The organism is Gammaproteobacteria bacterium (genome assembly GCA_015709635.1).
In the GTDB taxonomy this organism is placed as follows: Bacteria; Pseudomonadota; Gammaproteobacteria; order Burkholderiales; family Nitrosomonadaceae; genus Nitrosomonas.
Genome location: CP054180.1, coordinates 2,287,711 through 2,307,536, shown reverse-complemented (window position 1 = coordinate 2,307,536; position 19,826 = coordinate 2,287,711). Strand labels below are relative to the sequence as shown.

The window sequence follows — 19,826 nt, the reverse complement described above, 5'->3', positions numbered from 1 at the left end:
ATTTATCTTCGGATACGGCAACGGCTAAGTTGTAAATGTAACTTTACCCAGGAGAAAAGCGATGGATTTAACACCTAGAGAGAAAGACAAACTGCAAATTTTTACCGCTGGATTGCTAGCCGAAAAACGTAGAGCTCGTGGCCTGCGACTCAACTACCCAGAAGCTGTCGCATTGATTACCTGCGCAGTATTGGAAGGCGCCAGAGATGGTCGAACAGTAGCTGAATTGATGACAGGTGGACAAAAGATACTGACTCGTGCTGATGTCATGGAAGGCGTTCCCGAGATGATTCCGGATATTCAGGTGGAAGCGACATTTCCCGACGGAACCAAACTGGTCACCGTTCATAATCCGATTATTTAACGAATAAGCAATAGGAGAATGCCATGAGAGTGCCCATGATTCCAGGCGAAGTGTTTACCGAACCGGGTGAAATCGAGCTGAATGTCGGCAGAAAAACCAAAACCCTGACCGTTTCCAATGGCGGGGATCGTCCGATCCAGATAGGTTCTCACTTTCATTTTTACGAAGTCAACTCCGCCATGAAATTTGACCGTGATGCGGCGTATGGCATGCGCCTGAATATTATGGCAGGCACGGCCATCCGCTTCGAGCCCGGACAAGAGAGAACCGTGGAGCTCGTCGAGCTCGCGGGTGATCGGATCGTGTATGGATTCAATCAGAAAGTGATGGGCAAACTGAAATAGTTTGGTTCACAACAATTTTGTAGGAGTAAAAAAATGAGCGTAAAAATTTCCCGCCAAACCTATGCGGAAATGATGGGGCCGACAACCGGCGACCGTGTCCGTCTGGCCGATACCGAACTTTTCATCGAAATTGAAAGAGACTTCACCACCTATGGCGAGGAAGTAAAATTCGGCGGTGGAAAAGTGATACGCGACGGCATGGGGCAATCGCAGCACAATCACGCAGATGTCATGGACACAGTCATTACCAATGCAGTCATTATCGATCATTGGGGAATCGTCAAAGCCGATATCGGCATCAAGGGTGGCAAAATTGCCAACATCGGCAAAGCCGGAAATCCTGATATTCAACCTAATGTTACGATGATCATTGGTTCAGCCACTGAAATCATTGCGGGTGAGAATTTGATCATTACCGCCGGAGGTGTAGATACGCACATTCACTTCATTTCGCCACAGCAAGCTGAAGATGCCATGATGAATGGCATCACCACCATGCTGGGAGGCGGTACAGGTCCAGCAGTAGGAACAGCAGCAACCACTTGTACACCGGGGCCTTGGCATATTCATTCCATGCTCAGAGCATCGGATGGGTTAGTAATGAATACAGGTTTTTTTGGTAAAGGTAATACCAGTCTGCCAACGCCACTTGAAGAACAAGTTTTTGCCGGCGCTTGTGGTCTAAAGCTTCATGAAGACTGGGGTACAACTTATGCAGCTATTGATAACTGCTTGAATGTTGCGGATAAATATGATGTACAGGTTGCTATTCATACCGACACCATTAATGAAGGCGGTTATTTGGAAAATACCATTGCCGCGATGAAAGACCGGACCATCCATACCTTTCATACTGAAGGTGCAGGTGGTGGGCATGCACCGGATATCATCGCAGTCGTAGGTCAAGATAACGTTTTGCCGTCATCGACCAATCCAACTCGTCCTTATACGGTCAATACACTGGATGAACATCTTGATATGCTGATGGTATGCCATCATCTGCATGCCAATATTGCGGAAGATCTTGCCTTTGCGGAATCACGCATCCGTAAGGAAACCATTGCCGCCGAAGATATTCTGCATGACATGGGCGCCATCTCCATGATGTCTTCGGATTCGCAGGCCATGGGACGTATCGGTGAAGTCGTATTGCGTACATGGCAAACCGCTCACAAGATGAAGGTACAACGCGGAACACTGCAGGAAGATAACTCAAAGAATGACAATTTCCGCGTAAAGCGATACGTTGCCAAATACACCATTAATCCAGCTATCACACACGGTATTTCGCATGCAATCGGCTCCATTGAAGTTGGCAAGTATGCCGATCTGGTGTTATGGAGACCGGCTTTCTTTGGCGTAAAACCATCGATGATTTTAAAAGGTGGAATGATTGCCGCATCATTAATGGGTGATCCCAATGCTTCAATTCCAACACCGCAACCCGTGCACTATCGCTACATGTTTGGGGGATATGGCGGAGGAATCAAGACATCGTGTTTCACATTCGCTTCGCAAGCAGCACTTAATGCAGATTTGATCGATCAGTTGAAGCTCGATAAACACATTATTCCAGTCAAGAATACCCGGAATCTGCGCAAGAAAGACATGATTCATAACAGCGCAACACCGAAAATGGAAGTCGATCCGGAAACGTATGAAGTGCGCGCGGACGGCCAGTTGCTGACATGCGGTCCGGAGGATGTATTGCCGATGGCGCAGCGGTACTTTCTATTCTAGGGAAGCTCTGAAAAACTACTGCGCTCAGCCATACTGCGTTGAAATCACGTTCAAAATGCTCATTTACAACTTGTAAATTGCGCTTTTTCACCTGGTTTCGCCTTGTTTGGCCGTCGCTCGCTACCTTTTTCAGCGCTTCCCTAGGAATGTCGGCGGCGGAGCAGACTTTCCATTCTGAAGTTGCTCTGCCGCGGACCGCCGTCATGCGACAATTACAATGATGGCGATCCTCGATAATCCCTAACTGACGAAAATAACAGATGATTACGCTGAATACTAAAATAGATCGGGCCGAATCGGTTTTCGCGCAACTGGTTTTGCCTTATGAAATGCGCGAAAACAGCCGGCTCAGAACAGTGCTTGCGTCCGGTGAGGAAGTCGCGATTTTTACCGAGCGCGGCACCGTGCTGCGCAATAATGATTTGTTGAAAAGCGCCGATGGGCGGGTAGTACAAATCGTCGCAGCTCATGAACCCACGTACCGCATTACCTGCCGCACCCCGTACGATTTGTTGCGCTGCGCTTTTCATCTGGGTAACCGGCATACGCAAACGCAAGTCGGCGAAGGATTTCTGCGTATCCATACCGATAGCGTCTTGAAACAAATGCTGGAGGGCTTGGGCGCTACGATTACCGAGGAGAATGCGCAATTTGAACCGGAATCGGGTGCTTACGGTGGTGGTGGACACCATCATCATGGCGACGGCCACTATCATGCGCATGGTCCGTTGGCGCCAATCCCGGCCCGGCAGAAGATTCACCGGCCATCCGATCCACACTCCTAGGAATGACTTTGCAATCCGCCTTATTGCTTCGTTTGCTGCAGTTGGCGAGTCCGTCGCTGCCAGTTGGCGCGTATACCTATTCGCAAGGTTTGGAGTCGGCAATAGAGAAGGGTATCGTCCATAACGACAGCTCGGCGCGTGCCTGGATCACGGAATATTTGAGTATTGCCGCAGACTTTGAAGCGCCTGTCGCATGGCGCTTGCTGAAAGCTTTTTCCCAGCGCGATGCGGCGAGCGTCAATCATTGGACCGGATGTTTCATAGCTGCGCGCGATACCGCTGAATTCCGCGCGGAAACCATTCAAATGGGCTATTCCTTGGCAAAACTCGTCATCGATCTGAATCTTGCGGATGATTCGCTGCGCGCGATCCTGGCCGATCAACCGGAAATTCCGCTGCCCACGGCGTTTGCCTGCGCGGCGGAAGCGCTTGCGGTGCCGCCTCAGGCGGCGCTGCTCGGCATGCTGTTCTCGATGGTTGAGAATCAAGTGCTGGTTTGCGTTAAATCGGTTCCGCTCGGTCAGGTTGCAGGGCAAAGCTTGTTGCTTTCCTTGCACGATGCGATTGAAAAAGCGGCGCTGCGGGCGCAGCAGCTCGATGACGATGAATTATCCAATTGGGCGCCGGGATTGTCGCTGTTGTCCATGCAGCATGAAACGCAATATAGCAGAATTTACCGATCATAATTTTTTGGATAGACGACATGAATAAATCATCAAATCCCCTGCGAGTCGGCATCGGCGGTCCGGTTGGATCAGGAAAGACGGCGTTGTGCGAAGCGTTGAGCAAGAGAATGCGCGATCGCTATGAGATGGCGGTCATCACCAACGATATTTACACCAAGGAGGATATGGAGATTTTGTTGCGTGCCAATGCGCTGCCTCCGGAGCGTTTGATGGGTGTGGAAACCGGCGGGTGTCCGCATACGGCCATCCGCGAAGATGCTTCCATCAATCTCGAAGCGATTGCCCGCATGACCGCTGATTTCCCCAATCTTGATCTGATCCTGGTTGAATCTGGCGGTGATAATCTTGCCTCGACCTTCAGCCCCGAGCTCTCCGATCTGACGATCTATGTGATCGATGTCGCTGCCGGTGAAAAAATACCCCGCAAGGGCGGCCCCGGTATCACGCGCTCGGCGCTTCTCGTGATCAACAAAACGGATCTGGCGCCGTACGTCGGGGCGAATCTGGATGTCATGGCGCGTGACGCCAAGAAAATGCGCGGCGACCGGCCGTTTGTTTTCACCAATCTGCATACGGGCGAGGGCGTGGATCAGATCGTCGATTTCATTGTGAAACAAGGATTGCTGGAAGAAGTCAAGCAACAGGCAAGCCGGTGAATTTTGCCGCAGCTGTTTTTTTCCATAAAACTTAGGAGCTCATCATCATGGATTGGTCACTCTCAATCGACAAAGCGATGCCCAGACCGTTGCGTGTTATTTTCAGGGGTGCCGGGCAAGTGTTTTTCTGTTGCAACGCAGTTACCGGTCTTATTTTTTTAATCGCGTTGTACGTTGGCGGGATTACCGCCGGACTTGCCGCGACCGTGGGCGTTGTGAGCAGTACAGTTGCGGCTTATTTGCTGGGATTCCCGGAGGATGATATCGATACCGGACTGTACGGTTTCAATGGCACCCTAGTCGGTCCCTGCCTGTTTCTGTTCCTGGAGCATACTCCGCAACTCTGGCTTTATGTGGTGCTCGCATCGGTATTGTCGACCGTGGTGCTGGCTGCTTTGATGCGAATTCTGCAACCTTATAACATCCCGGCCTCCACCTCACCGTTTGTGCTGACATGCTGGATGTTCATGGTGGCGGTGTATGCCTTCGATGGATTTGCCCGCGGTCCCGTTTTACCGCCGCCGGGCATACCCTCAACCATTGCAGAAACTACCGCCGCATCTACAGATGCATGGTTCAATGCTTTTACGCAGGATGCAGCCATAGCCTGGTGCACGGCGATCAGCAAAGGTATCGGCGAAGTCATGTTCGCCGATAGCGTCATTGTCGGTATTTTATTTCTGATCGGTATTGCGATCACTTCCTTGCGTGGCGCATTCATGGCGTTATCGGGCGCGATCGTCGGCGTTGTCGTGCCGGTACTGCTCGGCGCGGATAAGACGCTGATCGAAATGGGGTTGTATGCGTTCAATCCGGTGCTGACGATGATGGCGGTCGGATGGGTGTTTCTCAAGCCGACCACGGGCAGCGCATTGCTGGCCTTGCTGGCGGGAATTTTGACCATTATTTGCCAAGCGGGTTTGGCGAGTTTTCTGGCGCCGATCGGTTTGCCGACACTGACATTCCCATTTGTTCTGGTCATGTGGATGTTTCTGTTCGCTGCCGGAAAATCCAAATACTGGGGAAATGCTTCTTAGCGAAGCTTTGGTAAAGGCAACGAGACGGTCAAGTGAAATGAGATCAAACGGGATTGTTTAGCTCGACACAAAGGAAGTCTGTTTTTGCGGCAGGATTTTCTTTATTTCAACCGCGCCACAGCCGCTCACGTCAGGGGGCTGCTGTGCGTATGGGGAACGGTGGAATGCGCATGTGTTTCCTGTGAAAGTTCAATCGGCACGATATGCAGCTTGCCGTGCCGCACGCCATTGGTAGCGATGATCTGATTGGCGAAGCGCCTGACATCCTGAACGGTGCCGCGAAGGATGGTGACTTCGAGGCAATTGTCGTGATCCAAATGCACATGCATACTCGACAGGGTCAGGTCGTGGTGCTGGTGATGCGCCGAAGTCACCTGACCGGCCAAATCCCTTTCATGGTGATTATAGATATAGGTCAACGTCGCAATACAATAACCTTTGTTGTCCTTCTGCAAACGGGAAGCTTCCAGATATTCCCGGATAAGATCACGAATCGCTTCGGAGCGGTTGTAATAGCCGCGCGCCTGGGCAACTTCATCGAACTGCTTGAACAGCTGGTCATCCATTGAAATAGTAAATCGTTCCATAAAAGCCCCCACCGATTGCTATCGATAATGATTGATAAAAATAAACGTTTTTTTCTTGCCGCAGTGGCAAACTCACACCGGCGGCAGGCTCGCCGGGCAACCGGGATGTGTAATAGTAATTGATCGCGTGCGTATTCAATAGATTGAAGCCCGGCAATGCGATCCGCACATTTTTGCCGATTTTATAACCGATTTGGCCGCTCAGCGTCACGGTGCGATCGATTGCACGCTGTTATCTTCGCTGCATCATTGACTTTAAAACTGATATACCAAGCTACCGCGGAACATTCGCGGTTCAGTGGGATGAAAAACAATACCATCCTTCGCTATAGATGTCGGACTTGTTTGATAACCATAATAATAACCAATATCGTAGGCCCTGGCGTTTAATAAATTTAAGATATCAAATTGCAATTTAAATTTTCTAACTTCATATCCTGTCGAGAAATTAACGATGGTTGTATTATAGGGGACCACAGGGTTGTTTGTGTCCACCGTCACATTACCGAAGTGGCGCAGACGGAGGGTAGCAAAGATATTGTGAGGCAAATTCAAGGTTGCACCTGTGTTGATTGTACGCCCCACCGCGTTGGGAATGTGAAATCCATATGTTTGGTTTGCAGGATCGCTAGCTTGGTTTAGCTGGGCCTGGTCATAACGCGCACGGGTAAATGAAAAATCAGCATCCAAGGTGAGCCAGCTGAAGGGTTTATAGAAATTGGCCCACTCGATACCGTAGCGAGTACTTGCACCGCTTGTTTCCGTAGTGCCTGTATCGCCACTAAATACAAGTTCCGATGCCGATTGTAAGTACCAGAACGCCAGGGTGGATTTCAAACCCTTGATAGCCTCGGTACGGAAACCGACTTCTGCACCCTTTGATCGCACTAACCCAGTGGCGCCCAATTGCGGTGCAAAATTGTTGTTACTTTGTTGATTAGTATTGACTACTGTTGCATTTACGCCACGGGCGTCATTAGAATGGTATCCTTCTCCAAAATTAAGATAGATTTCCGAGTCGTACCATGGTCCCAGAATAACGCTCAATTTCGGGCTCACCAAAGTGTCGGTTTTGTTGCCGGAATTTTGCGGAATGGTGAAAGCATGTACACCAAAATTGAATATATCGCCGCGCAGACCTGCGATCGTTTTGAGTTTTGGCAGCCAATAAGTCTGGTTTTGCAGATATAAACCGATGCTGGTCACCGTGACCTGATCATTGCTCACATTATTGTAAACGACTCCTCGATTTGAGTTATTCAGCAGCACATGATTCAGATCATTGCGCACCTGAATGCCAAATGTATTTTGCATATCGAAACCTGCCACCTTATTGAATAAGGTTTGCTCAATCTTGCCGCCGAAATAGATACGGGATTCCGTTTGATTCACCTGGTCACTTGGCACTGCTCCTCCTGGAAGTAGAGTGTTGTTGGAGACCGAGTTGATAAAGCCGCTGAAGTTAGAGAAGAGATCAAAATCGTACTTAGCCAGATAAAAGGTTGCCTCTCGGCGATAACTCTTTTCTTTTTGCCACCAAGTACCATTAAGCGTATAGCGCCTTGTTTTTCCATTATCAGTGGGATCGATGTTTCCAAAGCGGTTTATCAAACCTTCATTCACTGCAAATAGAGGTATCTGATTGGTTGCGCGCCAGTCTGCATGGTATGCGTTGACGCCCACACTGATACCCCAATTACCTTGATCGAGGCTATATTTAATCATGCCGTTAAACTTGAGTGCATTCTGAGCCAATACCCAAGGACCATCATAAGCATTCACATCGCCCGCATAGAGTAGATGGCCATCCCCTATACGGTTTGAATTAGCTACCGCACCACGATAAAAGCCAAATGATCCCCCTGTGAATTTGGCAAAACCTTGAGGAAGGGAATTGAAAGTAGTTATCTTGGCATGACCAGCGGAAGAAAAATCCCCTTGATCTGCATAATAAGGACCTTTCCCATATTGAACGTTATCTATCAATTCAGGGATGAGACCATTGAGATCCATGTACCCCTGCCCATGAGCATGGCTGGGCAGATTAATTGGGACGCCATCCACAAAGGTGGCGAAATCGGTACCGTGATCAAGATTGAATCCCCGTAGGAAATACTGATTGGCTTTGCCATCACCACTATGCTGTGTTGCGATCATTCCAGGAATGAACTCGACAACTTCGCCAACACGTAAAAGCGGGCGGTTCTTGATTTGTTCTTGACCAATAAACCCTTGCGATGCGGATTGTGTTTCGCCAACAAGGCGAGTGGCGCGCTCTTTCCCTCGCACTATTATCTCCTTTAGCTTGATTACAGATTTCTCGCTTACTTTATCTATTTCGGGTTTTTTCTCTGATTTGGTAGAGCGCATAATATCTTGCGAGGTAGTGTCAGCGAACTGGATCTTGCGTTTAATAGCAGCATCCTGTCTGGCTTGTTTCGCATAATAGGGTTCTTTCAAGTACTGAGTGCTGCTGATCAATTCGGGAATGATGAAATTAGTATCCGCCCAGCCATGCCCATGCGAGCGCTGGTTGACCAGTATGCCGTCGACGGTAATCCGTAAGTCCATGCTATGAAGCTGCTGCTTGAGCACCGTGCCTTCGTTGGCGGAATCGGCGCTGCCGATCAATTCCCGTGAATTGGCGCGCACCATCATTTCCTTTAGCGTCGGCACGCCCGCTGCGTTGATCGGCAACGGCAGCCAGATGAATAGAAACTGTATGTAGCTTACAAACGTTTGCCACAGTGATATAGCGCGCTTTGCCATTTTTTCACGTATAGACTTTTAAAAATACGCATTTTTATTTCATGCACTTCGGATTATATTTGCCTAAGCATTATACTTAGCATTGAATTACGTTTCTTACTTTGCAAGAAGGAAAAATCTGACATTTGTATGATAAACTTTTTTTTCTTCATACGAAATAAGTGTCAGCACGTATTGTTTGTTATAGGCAACGATACGCGTTTCGATGCGGATCTTTCTGCTCAGACCAATGAAATGCTGAAGATGAGGTAGAATGGAATCGGTTTTTATTGAAATCAAGCGTGCTATGAAGATATTCATGAACAGTGCGGCAATGTTGTTATACACATTGGCCCTTTTTTTTCACCATTCGCTACTTGCCTCGGATAGCCGTGAAAAGCCGAATGTTGTGACGACGGTTTCTCCGATCACCAACATGGTGCAAAACATCGGCGGAGTGCATATCAGGATTACCGGAATCGTTCCCGATGGTGTCGATTCGCATACTTTCGAACCCATTCCTTCCGACATAAAAACGCTGCAAGCGGCGGATCTGATCGTCATGAACGGTCTCGATCTGGAATTGCCCACCTTAACATTGGCGGAAAAAGTCAAAAAGGCGGCAACACCGATTCTGCAATTGGGAAACCGTGCATTGAAAGAAGAAGATTGGCGGTACGATTTCAGTTTTCCGCGCGAACACGGCCACCCCAATCCGCATGTATGGCTCGATATTGAATTGGCGATGCGGTATACGGAAATCATCCGCGAAGAGCTTAGCGCTTTGGATCCGGCCAATAGGGCGGCTTACCGGGCGAATGCGGCAGCCTATCTCGGCAAGCTGCAAAAATTGCATCAAGCGATCTTTACCTGCGTCGGGACAATTCCCGAAAAGAATCGCAAGCTGGTCACCTATCACGATTCCTTTGCATATTTCGCGCCGCGCTACGGCATGACCGTGATTGCGGCCGTGCAGCCTGCCGATTTCTCCGAGCCGGGGCCGCAGGAAGTGATGAACATCATTAAGCAAATCAAAAAAACCGGCGTGCCCGCGATTTTCGGTTCGGAAGTTTTTCCCAGTAAAGTGATGGAGCAAATCGCGCGCGAAGCGAACGTCAAATTTATCGATCAACTCTCCGACGACGAATTGCCTGCGCCGCCTCATCATTCTTTCATCGGCATGATGGCCGGAAATGTGGTAATCATGACGGAAGCGCTGGGTGGCAACCCGGACTGCATGGCGAAGATCGATACCGGCAATATCGGGTTCTAGCGTGCCGTCCAATCCCGCGGTCAAACTGAGCGATGTTACCGCCGGTTATGAACAGAATATCCTCTTCGCCGGTCTTTCACTGGAGATCGGCGCCGGCCGGTTTACCGGCATCGTAGGGCCGACCGCCTGCGGCAAAACTACGCTGCTCAAAGTCATGCTCGGTGTGCATCCGGTGATTGCGGGCAGTATCCGGTTGCACGATGCGCCGGTCGGACGGTTAAGGCCGAATGCAGTCGGTTATGTACCGCAGCTCGGCAATACCGACGGGCATTTTCCGGTAACCGTTGAAGAAGTCATCACCATGGGGCTTTATACCAACGGGCGCATCTGGCCTTGGCTGAGTAAGAAAGAGCGCGGCAAAATTCAGGCGATTGCGCACAGATTGGACATTCTGGATTGCTTGCGGCATCCTGTCGGCAATTTGTCGGGCGGTCAGCGGCAACGCGCATTTCTGGCGCGCGCCCTGATCAACAACCCTAAGCTCCTGATACTCGACGAACCTACCTCGGGGGTCGATATCAGAACGCAACACGAAATATTGCACTTGCTGAACGACATCAACGCCGAAGGTATCACCATTGTATTGACGACGCACGATCTGAACGCCGTAGCGTCGCATTTGCCGTGGGTGATTTGCTTCAATCGCGGCATGGTCGCGCAAGGACGCCCCAATGAAATTTTCACCAACGAAATTCTGACGCGGACATACGGCGGCGACATTGTCATCATCAAGCACCAGGGACATTTCTTGATCGCCAACAGCACGCCGCTCAACTTCGCCGATGACAGTAAATGGTAGAGTACATTCTCGAACCGTTCGACTATGATTTTTTCCGCCGCGGCTTGCTGGCCGCACTCATGGTCGGTGCATTGGGCGGCTTGATCGGTGTCTATGTGGTGTTGCGCGGCATGAGTTATATCGGTCATGGGTTGTCTCACGCAGTGATCGGTGGTGCGGTTATAGGGTTTACGCTGAATCTGAATTTTTATGCCGGTGCTTGCGCATTGGGCGTATTCGCTGCACTTATCATCAATAGAATCACCCAAAACAGCAAGATCAAGCCGGACGCCGCTATCGGCATTGTGACAACCGCCATTTTTGCGTTAGGCGTGGCGATCATCAGCAAGCTTCGAAATTTTAAGCAAAATTTTGAAGCTGCCTTGTTCGGCAATATTCTTGGGATTACCGAACAGGATTTAATGATCATCGGACTTGTCACATGTATCACGATGGTTACGATGTTTTTTACCTACCGGATGCTGCTTTTTTCCACCTTTGATCAGGAGGCCGCCCGCATCTCTGGAATTAATACCGGCTTGGCGCAATTGCTGTTTTCGCTATTGCTCACGCTGGTCATTATCGTTTCCCTCAATGTGACGGGCGTCACCATGGTGGCCGCGACTCTGATTGCGCCCGCGATGACAGCGCGGATGCTGACGGACAGTTTTAGTAAAATGGTGGTTTATTCAACGCTCATCGGCGCTATAACCGGTGTCGCCGGGCTGTATTTAAGCTATATTTTCAATGTTGCGTCCGGTGCAACCATAGTTTTGTTCAGCGCGTTGTTGTTCAGTCTGTCCTTGCTGGTAAAGCCGCTGCACAGCCATTAGCCGGAACGGAAGATTGCGGATACAGGCCGTTCCATCTGCGGTTATAATTTTCCATTCAATTTTTACCGGAATTTTGATTACACATGAAAACATCTTTAGGTATGCGGAAATTTACACGATCCAGTAGCGAGTTTTGCTCGATTTTAATTTTTTTAGCGGCATTGAACGCCAATGCCGCCGACTTCATCACCGATGAACAACAACTCTCCGTCAAGGAAAAACGCGCTGGTGAGGCATATTACCGGGCGGATTCGAAGTGGATGATTTACCAGGCGGAAGTGGCGGATGACAATCCGTTTTATCAGATTTTCCTGAAGAATATCGATAGCGGTGCGGTCACGCAGGTGTCGCCGGGTACCGGCAAGACCACGTGCGCGTGGGTACATCCATCGCAGGAAAAAGTGCTGTTTTCGTCGACGCATGACGATAAGGAAGCCAAAGCCAAAATGGCGGCCGAGATCGAGCGCCGCAAGGCGGGCGAACAGAAGTCGTATGCGTGGGATTACGATGAATACTACGATATTTACGAAACCGACTTCAGTGGTGGGCATATCAAGAATCTGACCAACACGCTGGGGTACGATGCCGAAGCGTCGTGGTCGCCGGACGGCAAATTGATCGCGTTTGCTTCCAACCGCCGTGCATACAACGGTGAATTATCCGAGGAGGAAACGGCTTTGTTCAAAGCTAATCCGGCATCGATGATCGATATTTACATCATGGATGCGGATGGTGCCAATGTCAAACGCTTGACGCAAACGAAAAGCTACGACGGTGGCCCGTTTTTCAGTCCCGACGGCAAACGCATTGTCTGGCGCAGATTCTCGGAGAACGGCCGCGAAGCGGAGATTTTTACGATGAACATCGACGGCAGCGATCAAAAGCAAATCACCCGTCTGAACATGATGTCGTGGGCGCCTTTCTACCATCCTTCCGGCAAATACATCATTTTCGCCACCAATGTGCATGGTCATCGCAATTTTGAACTGTACATCGTCGACACCGATGGTCAGAAAGAGTCGGTGCGTGTGACCGACAAAGACGGTTTCGACGGTCTGCCGGTCTTCACGCCGGACGGTAACTATATCACCTGGACCAGCGATCGCACACCCGGCAAGAAAGGGTTGCTATTCCACGGTAAATGGAATCATCAGAAGGCATTGGAAAGTCTTTCACTGAAGTAACCGAATATTAGCGCTGGTGGGTAACAACACCATCAGCGCTTCTCATTTATCCGAATCTCCCGCCTCGGAAAAAAACTTTTCCTTGCGTTTTTGTTCGTCGAAGTAGAGCGACTCGTTGGGTTCGAGTTGATTGCCTAATTTCTGGATTTGCTGCCAGATATCGGGAAATTCACCCAATCGCTTGAAGCGCCGGGCGTTTTTTTTGAAATCTCTTTTGTTGGTTGCTTTGTACAGCAGTTCGAATAGTAGCAGCCAGGCGGGGATGTCCTGCTGATTTTGGGCAAGGTGCTTCTGCAGTAATTGAATGGCGGCTTCCGCATTGTCCTGCTCGATCAGTGCGCGTGCTTCGGCTAGTATTTGACTGGGCGGTTCGGATGGATTTTCCGCTATTTCGGTTACTTCGGTTTTATTTTCATTACGGCGCAGTAGCAGCGCTTCGTATTGCTGCCGCTCGGCTGCATCGGGCAGCAGTGACTCTTCGCGGGATTGTGAGAGTCTTTCCTTGATTTTGCGATAGCTGCGCACGATCAATATGACGATCAAAAGTATCAGCAGAATTCCGAGAAGTAACACGTTATCCGGAAATAACGCCGATTCCGCCGAAGGCGTGTCAGCTACAACCGGTGGTGCGGGATTGGGCGGTTGCGGTGTACCAGGTTGCGACGGCGTTACTGCGGTTTCAGCGGGTGGCGCGGTATTCTGGGGCTGCGGCACATTTACTTCCGCTTGGGTATTTTTTGTGACCTCGGATAGAGGTTCTTTGGCCGGTGCAGAGCGGGTCGTGAGTAAGGACTGCATTGCAATGATCTGTTTTTCGATGGATTCAATGCGATTGAGGAGCTTGTTCAGTTCGTTCGTCTCTTCTTCGGCGATTTTTTCCAGCTGTGCGATAAGCTGCCATACCGGATGATCGCGACTAAAGCCGGGTTCCGCAGCCGCTTGTGCTGCTGCTTGCATTTGTCCTCGGCTGGCGCGGGCTGCGTTTGATGGGTGCGCTTTGCGTGCCGGTTTTGCATAAGCACCGATCGTTCTCAAATCGGGGATGTAGACTGTGGTACCCGTTGGGATGGGTTGATAAATACCATCGGGAAAAAGCTCCGGATTTTTGCGGATGACCGCCCGTATAAAGGCATCGCGCATACGCGCATTATTCGGGAACATCAGGCGGGCGATCTGCGGAATATCTTCGCCGGGCAGAATTTGCCAGTGCATCCCGGGTTTCGCTGCGTGATCAGCGCGAGAAGCTGTTTTCGCTTGCGCGCCATGATCGTGTCCGGAATATGAAACAGGTACTTCAGCCGAAACCGGAGTACCTGTCAGAAAGAGAAAAAAGACAACGCATAACTTGCTGCGGAATAACGTCATCTCATTCAAGAATGTATTCTTATTTACAGTGAGTTGCGACTGCTTTATTGGCATCGGCTATTTTTCTCTGGCGCAGATCATCATCCACGTACGTTAAGCCGCCAGCTCCATCAGGAACGGTTAAGCGCGGCGAATCGGTGTATATTCTAAGCTGAGTCTGGGCGTCTATACACTTTTTTTTGCTTTCTTCCGACTTTGCCTGCTGTTGTGCTTCTTCTTCCCTTCTTTGTTGCCGCCGCTTGTCGAATTCTTCCCGTTCTTCGGAGAAATTTCTGGCTCTATCTTGATTGCCTGCGGCCGGTACGGATTTATTGATATGTAATCTTTGTTCTTCCTTGGCGGCATCCGGCGGAGGCGGTTGATCGGTGTATTGTGTTCTACCGTTTTTGTCGACCCATTTGTAAATCTGCGCATACGTGTTGGTGCTGAGCAGCAAAACGATCGCGGTCATTACAAAAATTCTCATAACGTGCTCCAGAAAATGAATGATCTGCAATACATCGGTTTCGTATTTATGCAACTTAAAGATTTTCCGCATTAAATCATATCCGCTGGAAATATGTCGTATTCTCAACCGATTTGGCACAAAATTTGCCGCCGAATTTGGCTATAATGTCGCTTTGCCAAGGATTGTTATCATGCAATTGATTCAAAAAGCGCTGACCTTTGATGATGTTCTGTTGATTCCAGCCCATTCGACGGTTTTGCCGCGTGATGTCAGTCTGGCAACGCAATTGACGCGTACCATCACACTTAATATTCCTTTGCTGTCGGCGGCTATGGACACCGTCACCGAAGCGCCGCTGGCGATTGCATTGGCGCAGGAAGGCGGCATCGGCATTATCCATAAAAATATGCCGATCGAAGCGCAAGCCGCGCATGTTGCGCAAGTCAAACGCTTTGAAAGCGGCGTGGTAAAGGATCCGGTAACGATCCACCAGAATATGACCGTGCGCGAAGTGCTGGAGTTGATCCGTCAACATAAAATCTCCGGGTTGCCGGTCGTGAATGGCAAAAAAGTGGTTGGTATCGTGACCAATCGGGATTTGCGTTTTGAGACCAATCTCGATCAGATCGTCAAACATATCATGACACCGAAGAGCCGCTTGGTGACGGTGAAGGAAGATACGCCGCGCGCCGAGGTGCTGGCGCTGCTGCATAAACACCGACTGGAACGTGTGTTGGTGGTCAATGATCAATTTGAATTGTGCGGATTGATCACCGTGAAGGACATCATCAAAACGTCGGAATACCCGCTCGCCTGCAAGGATGGACAGGAACAACTGCGGGTGGGGGCGGCGATCGGTGTCGGAGAAGGTAGCGAAGAGCGCGCGATCGCGCTGGCGGAAGCCGGTGCCGATGTGATCGTGGTCGATACCGCGCATGGTCATTCGCAAAGCGTGCTGGATCGGGTGGCATGGGTCAAAAAGAATCTGCCGACGGTGCAAGTGATCGGCGGCAACGTCGCGACGGCGACGGCGGCCAGAGCATTGGTCGATCATGGTGCGGATGCGGTGAAAGTAGGGATCGGTCCCGGTTCCATTTGTACCACGCGCATCGTCGCAGGCGTCGGCATTCCGCAGATCACCGCCATCCATAACGTTTCCGAAGCACTCAAAGGTTGCGGTGTGCCGATGATCGCCGATGGCGGAATCCGCTACTCCGGTGATATCGCCAAGGCGTTGGCGGCGGGTGCGAATACCGTGATGCTCGGCGGCTTGTTTGCCGGTACGACGGAAGCGCCAGGTGAAATTGAGTTATTCCAAGGGCGTTCGTACAAAAGCTACCGCGGCATGGGCTCGCTCTCCGCGATGCAGCAAGGATCGAGCGACCGCTATTTCCAAGACAAAGAGCAAAAAAACAACGACAAGCTGGTACCCGAGGGCGTGGAAGGCCGCGTGCCGTTCAAAGGCAATATGTCGGCAGTTATTCATCAATTGATGGGTGGCGTGCGTTCCAGCATGGGATATCTGGGGTGCGAATCGATTGCTGCGATGCACCAACGGGCGGAATTTGTTGAGATCACTTCCGCAGGTATCCGTGAATCGCACGTGCACGATGTGCAGATCACCAAAGAAGCGCCCAATTATCACGTCAAATAATCATTTTTCTCCATGCATCAAAAAATCCTGATCCTGGACTTCGGTTCCCAGTACACGCAATTGATTGCCCGTCGTGTGCGCGAAACGAATGTGTACTGCGAATTGCATCCGTACGATGCCGACCCCGACTTCATCAAAGCTTTTGCCCCGCAGGGCATTATCCTGTCCGGCGGTCCCGCTTCGGTAACCGAAGACGAAACGCCGCGCGCGCCACACATCGTATTCGAGCTCGGTGTGCCGGTATTGGGCATTTGCTATGGTATGCAGACGATGGCGGCGCAGCTGGGCGGGGCGGTTGAAAATGCCCTCGTGCGCGAGTTTGGCTATGCCGAGCTGCAAACAACGTTACACGGAGCGTTATTTCAGGATATCCAAAACCGCGCGGATAAGGATGGAAACAACCTGTTGGAAGTCTGGATGAGTCATGGCGACGCCGTGGTTTCGTTGCCGGATGGGTTTGAAGTGATGGCATTTAACGCCGCGACACCGGTTGCCGCGATGGCGGACGATAAACGCCGTTTCTATGGTATCCAATTCCACCCTGAAGTGACGCATACGTTGCAAGGTAAAGCGATCATCGATCGCTTTGTGCACGATATTTGCGGTCTGGGCCGTGATTGGAACATGCCGGATTATGTCGAGGAAGCGATTGGTAAAATCCGCGCAACAGTGGGCAATGACTGCGTGATTTTGGGGCTATCGGGCGGTGTCGATTCGTCGGTAGCGGCGGCGTTGATCCATCGCGCGATCGGCGATCAATTGACGTGCGTATTTGTCGACAACGGTTTGTTGCGCGCCAACGAAGCCAAGCAAGTGATGGAGACATTTGCCAATCACCTCGCTGTTAAGGTTATACATATCGATGCCAGCCGGGATTTTTACCGTAACCTTGCCGGCGTTACCGATCCGGAAAAGAAACGGAAAGTCATCGGCCGGGAATTTGTCGAAGTGTTTCAGCGGGAATCGGCTAAAATCAGCGACGCCAAATGGCTCGCGCAGGGCACGATTTATCCCGATGTGATCGAATCCGCCGGAGGAAAAACCAAAAAAGCGCATACCATCAAATCGCACCATAATGTCGGCGGCCTGCCGGAAACATTGCACTTGAAGCTGCTGGAACCGTTGCGCGAGCTGTTTAAGGACGAAGTGCGCGAACTGGGACTGGTGCTCGGTTTGCCGCGCGCCATGATTTTCCGTCACCCGTTTCCCGGTCCCGGTCTGGGGGTGCGCATCCTCGGCGAAGTGAAATACGAATACGCCGAGTTATTGAGACAAGCCGATCATATTTTTATCGAGGAGCTGCAACGCTCCGGCTGGTACGAAAAAACTTCGCAAGCGTTCGCGGTGTTTCTGCCGGTCAAATCCGTCGGCGTGATGGGGGATGGACGCACTTACGAATACGTCATCGCCTTGCGAGCGGTGCAAACCCAGGATTTCATGACCGCCAACTGGGCGGAACTGCCGTACTCGTTACTCAGCAAAGTTTCCAACCGCATCATCAACGAAATCCGCGGTATCAATCGCGTGGTTTACGACATTTCCGGCAAACCGCCAGCGACGATTGAGTGGGAATGATTTGATGTCTCGCATTGACTTGCACTGATTTGCAAAAACAACCATAGAATTCGCTTAAATGCGGGTTTTTTGTTATTTGCGTCTGGTAATATCATGCAATAATAAGTATCTGCAAGGATGTTTCTTGCATGGTTTTCTCAATGGTATGACGCAGTAAGAATTCAGGATTTGCAGCCAATACCATTGGTACATATTTTAGGAATTCATGGTATTTTCTGTGACAAAATCAATTAATAACAGTAACTTAATGATATTTATTTTGCTTAGAAAATAATGGTGTTTAAAGTCTATTTCGTACCATGAATTAATATGATTGTGTAATTAAGTTTATGAATAAAATGGTGTAAATTTTCTAACTGATACCAAGCTAAGAAATATTAAGCCAAAAGATCGAATGTACAAAATATCAGATCGTGATGGTTTGTACGTTGCCGTTTCAAAATCATGTGGAATTTCATTCCGGTACAACTACATATTCAATGGTCGACAGGAAACCGTTACATTCGGTCAGTATGGTATAGGTGGAATAACTCTGGCCGAAGCCAGGGAAGTGCTGCATGAAGCAAAGCGCTTGATTGCTTCAGGCAAATCACCGGCTAAGGAAAAGGCGCGCGCAAAAAACCATGACAGACAGGCAAAAACATTCGGGGATTGGACTGAAAAATGGTTGAAAAGTGCTGAGATGGTAGATTCGACCAGGGATATGAGGAGATCGTGTTATGAGCGTGAGTTAAAAAAACAGTTTGGGAACATGCTGCTGCTTGAGATTAATCACGATGAATTGCGCATCTTGTGCGACAAGATTGTTGAGCGTGGTGCACCTGCAACCGCCGTTCATTCCCGCGAAATCGTGATGCAGGTATTCAGGTGGGCGCAGGAACGCGGTCAGAATGTTGCAAACCCCGCTGACATGGTGCGACCAAAGACAATCGCCAGATTCCAGCCACGGGAAAGAGCATTATCACCCGATGAAATCGGCTTGATGTACGAAGTATTTAGATAAGGTATCCGCCGGGCCGCAATTCCATGTTGCGTGCAAGCTGCTTTTATTGACCATGGTGCGCAAAAGTGAATTGACCAATGCCAATGGGCAGAAATTAGCTTCACCGATGCGCTATGGACAATACCGAAAGAGCGTATGAAATTACGCCGGGCGCACCTTGTGTTTCTGTCAAACCAAGCTTTGGATATATTTATTGCTCTCAAAACGTTTGCCGGTGGATCCGACTATGTTTTACCGTCTCGCTACGATGCAAATGCACCAATGAGCGATGCTACGCTAAACAGGGTACTTGAGTTGGTATACAAAGCTGCTCAGAATGATGGCAAAGTGCTGGATAAGTTCAGCTCCCATGATTTAAGAAGAACGGCCAGCACGTTATTGCATGAAGCAGAATACAACACGGATTGGATTGAGAAGTGCCTAGCCCATGAGCAGCGCGGCACCCGGCTGGTTTACAACAAAGCAGAGTATCGGGAGCAGCGCGCAGCCATGATGCAGGATTGGGCGGACATGATTGATCGATGGACCATCAAGGAGCGATAGCCGATCTTCCGGGGCGGATGGCTTTTTCGCCAGACTCCTTGCGCTGGTTAATCCACTCTTCTACTGCGGAAAGCTCCCATGCGACATTCCGGCTAGTCAGCGCTATCCTTCTTGGGAATTCCCCGCGCTGCTCAAGGTTGTAAATTGTTTTCTCAGATAGTGGTACTATTGAGAGCAATTTCTTCTTGTTTATTAACGTTGTGATTGTCATTTCAAACCTCAG

Annotated in this window: 19 protein-coding genes and 1 pseudogene; 14 read left to right on the top strand and 6 right to left on the bottom strand. The window is 50.0% G+C overall.

Annotation, left to right across the window (positions count from 1 at the left end; genetic code table 11):
* Positions 1-61 precede the first annotated feature (61 nt).
* From HRU78_11025 to yut, 7 genes are all read left to right on the top strand, one after another.
* Positions 62-364 (top strand): urease subunit gamma, encoded by a 303-nt coding sequence (locus tag HRU78_11025; GenBank protein QOJ24106.1) that lies wholly within the window; start codon positions 62-64, stop codon positions 362-364.
* A gap of 35 nt (positions 365-399) precedes the next feature.
* Entirely contained in the window at positions 400-708 is a 309-nt protein-coding gene (locus HRU78_11020) for an urease subunit beta (protein QOJ25025.1), read from the top strand.
* A 33-nt stretch (positions 709-741) separates the two neighbouring features.
* Positions 742-2,448 carry an urease subunit alpha gene (ureC, locus tag HRU78_11015; protein ID QOJ24105.1) on the top strand — a complete coding sequence of 569 codons (1,707 nt, stop codon included), beginning with the start codon at positions 742-744 and terminating at the stop codon, positions 2,446-2,448.
* Between the two features lie 260 nt (positions 2,449-2,708).
* On the top strand, positions 2,709-3,233 hold the full coding sequence (gene ureE / locus HRU78_11010; GenBank protein QOJ24104.1) for an urease accessory protein UreE: 525 nt from the start codon (positions 2,709-2,711) through the stop codon (positions 3,231-3,233).
* Between the two features lie 8 nt (positions 3,234-3,241).
* Positions 3,242-3,919 carry an urease accessory protein UreF gene (locus tag HRU78_11005; protein ID QOJ25024.1) on the top strand — a complete coding sequence of 226 codons (678 nt, stop codon included), beginning with the start codon at positions 3,242-3,244 and terminating at the stop codon, positions 3,917-3,919.
* A gap of 17 nt (positions 3,920-3,936) precedes the next feature.
* The gene (gene ureG, locus HRU78_11000; protein ID QOJ24103.1) at positions 3,937-4,575 is read left to right on the top strand and encodes an urease accessory protein UreG; all 639 of its coding nucleotides are present in this window, start codon (positions 3,937-3,939) and stop codon (positions 4,573-4,575) included.
* A gap of 47 nt (positions 4,576-4,622) precedes the next feature.
* On the top strand, positions 4,623-5,612 hold the full coding sequence (gene yut, locus HRU78_10995) for an urea transporter (protein ID QOJ24102.1): 990 nt from the start codon (positions 4,623-4,625) through the stop codon (positions 5,610-5,612).
* Between the two features lie 125 nt (positions 5,613-5,737).
* Here the strand turns inward: yut and nikR are convergent, their stop codons facing one another.
* From nikR to HRU78_10980, 3 genes are read right to left on the bottom strand one after another with little or no spacing between them, the layout of a single operon-like run.
* Entirely contained in the window at positions 5,738-6,199 is a 462-nt protein-coding gene (gene nikR, locus HRU78_10990; GenBank protein QOJ24101.1) for a nickel-responsive transcriptional regulator NikR, read from the bottom strand.
* Positions 6,171-6,410 carry a hypothetical protein gene (locus HRU78_10985; GenBank protein ID QOJ24100.1) on the bottom strand — a complete coding sequence of 80 codons (240 nt, stop codon included), beginning with the start codon at positions 6,408-6,410 and terminating at the stop codon, positions 6,171-6,173. Before HRU78_10985 ends, nikR begins: the two co-directional genes overlap by 29 nt.
* A gap of 44 nt (positions 6,411-6,454) precedes the next feature.
* Positions 6,455-8,968 carry a TonB-dependent receptor gene (locus HRU78_10980; GenBank protein QOJ24099.1) on the bottom strand — a complete coding sequence of 838 codons (2,514 nt, stop codon included), beginning with the start codon at positions 8,966-8,968 and terminating at the stop codon, positions 6,455-6,457.
* 286 nt (positions 8,969-9,254) lie between these two features.
* Between HRU78_10980 and HRU78_10975 the strand changes: the two genes are divergently transcribed.
* From HRU78_10975 to HRU78_10960, 4 genes are all read left to right on the top strand, one after another.
* Positions 9,255-10,220, top strand: coding sequence for a zinc ABC transporter substrate-binding protein (locus HRU78_10975; protein QOJ24098.1), 966 nt, complete (start codon positions 9,255-9,257; stop codon positions 10,218-10,220).
* Positions 10,198-11,019, top strand: a complete 822-nt coding sequence (locus HRU78_10970) for a metal ABC transporter ATP-binding protein (GenBank protein ID QOJ25023.1) — start codon at positions 10,198-10,200, stop codon at positions 11,017-11,019. Before HRU78_10975 ends, HRU78_10970 begins: the two co-directional genes overlap by 23 nt.
* Entirely contained in the window at positions 11,013-11,831 is an 819-nt protein-coding gene (locus tag HRU78_10965; protein ID QOJ24097.1) for a metal ABC transporter permease, read from the top strand. The genes HRU78_10970 and HRU78_10965 overlap by 7 nt, the downstream gene beginning before the upstream one ends.
* 101 nt (positions 11,832-11,932) lie before the next feature.
* Positions 11,933-13,015 (top strand): PD40 domain-containing protein, encoded by a 1,083-nt coding sequence (locus HRU78_10960; protein ID QOJ25022.1) that lies wholly within the window; start codon positions 11,933-11,935, stop codon positions 13,013-13,015.
* Positions 13,016-13,057: 42 nt separating this feature from the next.
* Here HRU78_10960 and HRU78_10955 read toward each other — a convergent pair whose 3' ends face one another.
* A complete protein-coding gene (locus HRU78_10955; protein ID QOJ24096.1) occupies positions 13,058-14,380 on the bottom strand; it encodes a hypothetical protein in 1,323 nt (440 codons plus the stop codon).
* A 19-nt stretch (positions 14,381-14,399) separates the two neighbouring features.
* Positions 14,400-14,846 carry a DUF4124 domain-containing protein gene (locus HRU78_10950; GenBank protein ID QOJ24095.1) on the bottom strand — a complete coding sequence of 149 codons (447 nt, stop codon included), beginning with the start codon at positions 14,844-14,846 and terminating at the stop codon, positions 14,400-14,402.
* A 172-nt stretch (positions 14,847-15,018) separates the two neighbouring features.
* Between HRU78_10950 and guaB the strand changes: the two genes are divergently transcribed.
* The 3 genes and pseudogenes from guaB (at position 15,019) to HRU78_10935 (ending at position 19,603) form a co-directional block, all read left to right on the top strand.
* Positions 15,019-16,482 carry an IMP dehydrogenase gene (gene guaB / locus HRU78_10945; GenBank protein QOJ24094.1) on the top strand — a complete coding sequence of 488 codons (1,464 nt, stop codon included), beginning with the start codon at positions 15,019-15,021 and terminating at the stop codon, positions 16,480-16,482.
* 12 nt (positions 16,483-16,494) lie between these two features.
* Positions 16,495-18,057 carry a glutamine-hydrolyzing GMP synthase gene (gene guaA / locus HRU78_10940; GenBank protein QOJ24093.1) on the top strand — a complete coding sequence of 521 codons (1,563 nt, stop codon included), beginning with the start codon at positions 16,495-16,497 and terminating at the stop codon, positions 18,055-18,057.
* A 394-nt stretch (positions 18,058-18,451) separates the two neighbouring features.
* Positions 18,452-19,603, top strand: a pseudogene (locus HRU78_10935) (tyrosine-type recombinase/integrase).
* On the opposite strand, the gene HRU78_10930 reads toward HRU78_10935, so the two are convergent.
* The gene (locus HRU78_10930; GenBank protein QOJ24092.1) at positions 19,590-19,814 is read right to left on the bottom strand and encodes an AlpA family phage regulatory protein; all 225 of its coding nucleotides are present in this window, start codon (positions 19,812-19,814) and stop codon (positions 19,590-19,592) included. The pseudogene HRU78_10935 and the gene HRU78_10930 sit on opposite strands and share 14 nt — an antisense overlap.
* Positions 19,815-19,826: the final 12 nt, after the last annotated feature.

Excerpts from the sequence above, each read along its gene's own strand:
- HRU78_11025 (QOJ24106.1), top strand. The coding sequence starts at position 62 with ATGGATTTAACACCTAGAGAGAAAGACAAACTGCAAATTTTTACCGCT.
- HRU78_11020 (QOJ25025.1), top strand. The coding sequence starts at position 400 with ATGATTCCAGGCGAAGTGTTTACCGAACCGGGTGAAATCGAGCTGAAT.
- ureC (QOJ24105.1), top strand. The coding sequence starts at position 742 with ATGAGCGTAAAAATTTCCCGCCAAACCTATGCGGAAATGATGGGGCCG.
- ureE (QOJ24104.1), top strand. The coding sequence starts at position 2,709 with ATGATTACGCTGAATACTAAAATAGATCGGGCCGAATCGGTTTTCGCG.
- ureG (QOJ24103.1), top strand. The coding sequence starts at position 3,937 with ATGAATAAATCATCAAATCCCCTGCGAGTCGGCATCGGCGGTCCGGTT.
- yut (QOJ24102.1), top strand. The coding sequence starts at position 4,623 with ATGGATTGGTCACTCTCAATCGACAAAGCGATGCCCAGACCGTTGCGT.
- nikR (QOJ24101.1), bottom strand. The coding sequence starts at position 6,199 with ATGGAACGATTTACTATTTCAATGGATGACCAGCTGTTCAAGCAGTTC.
- HRU78_10980 (QOJ24099.1), bottom strand. The coding sequence starts at position 8,968 with ATGGCAAAGCGCGCTATATCACTGTGGCAAACGTTTGTAAGCTACATA.
- HRU78_10975 (QOJ24098.1), top strand. The coding sequence starts at position 9,255 with ATGAAGATATTCATGAACAGTGCGGCAATGTTGTTATACACATTGGCC.
- HRU78_10965 (QOJ24097.1), top strand. The coding sequence starts at position 11,013 with ATGGTAGAGTACATTCTCGAACCGTTCGACTATGATTTTTTCCGCCGC.
- HRU78_10960 (QOJ25022.1), top strand. The coding sequence starts at position 11,933 with ATGCGGAAATTTACACGATCCAGTAGCGAGTTTTGCTCGATTTTAATT.
- HRU78_10955 (QOJ24096.1), bottom strand. The coding sequence starts at position 14,380 with ATGACGTTATTCCGCAGCAAGTTATGCGTTGTCTTTTTTCTCTTTCTG.
- HRU78_10950 (QOJ24095.1), bottom strand. The coding sequence starts at position 14,846 with ATGAGAATTTTTGTAATGACCGCGATCGTTTTGCTGCTCAGCACCAAC.
- guaB (QOJ24094.1), top strand. The coding sequence starts at position 15,019 with ATGCAATTGATTCAAAAAGCGCTGACCTTTGATGATGTTCTGTTGATT.
- guaA (QOJ24093.1), top strand. The coding sequence starts at position 16,495 with ATGCATCAAAAAATCCTGATCCTGGACTTCGGTTCCCAGTACACGCAA.
- HRU78_10930 (QOJ24092.1), bottom strand. The coding sequence starts at position 19,814 with ATGACAATCACAACGTTAATAAACAAGAAGAAATTGCTCTCAATAGTA.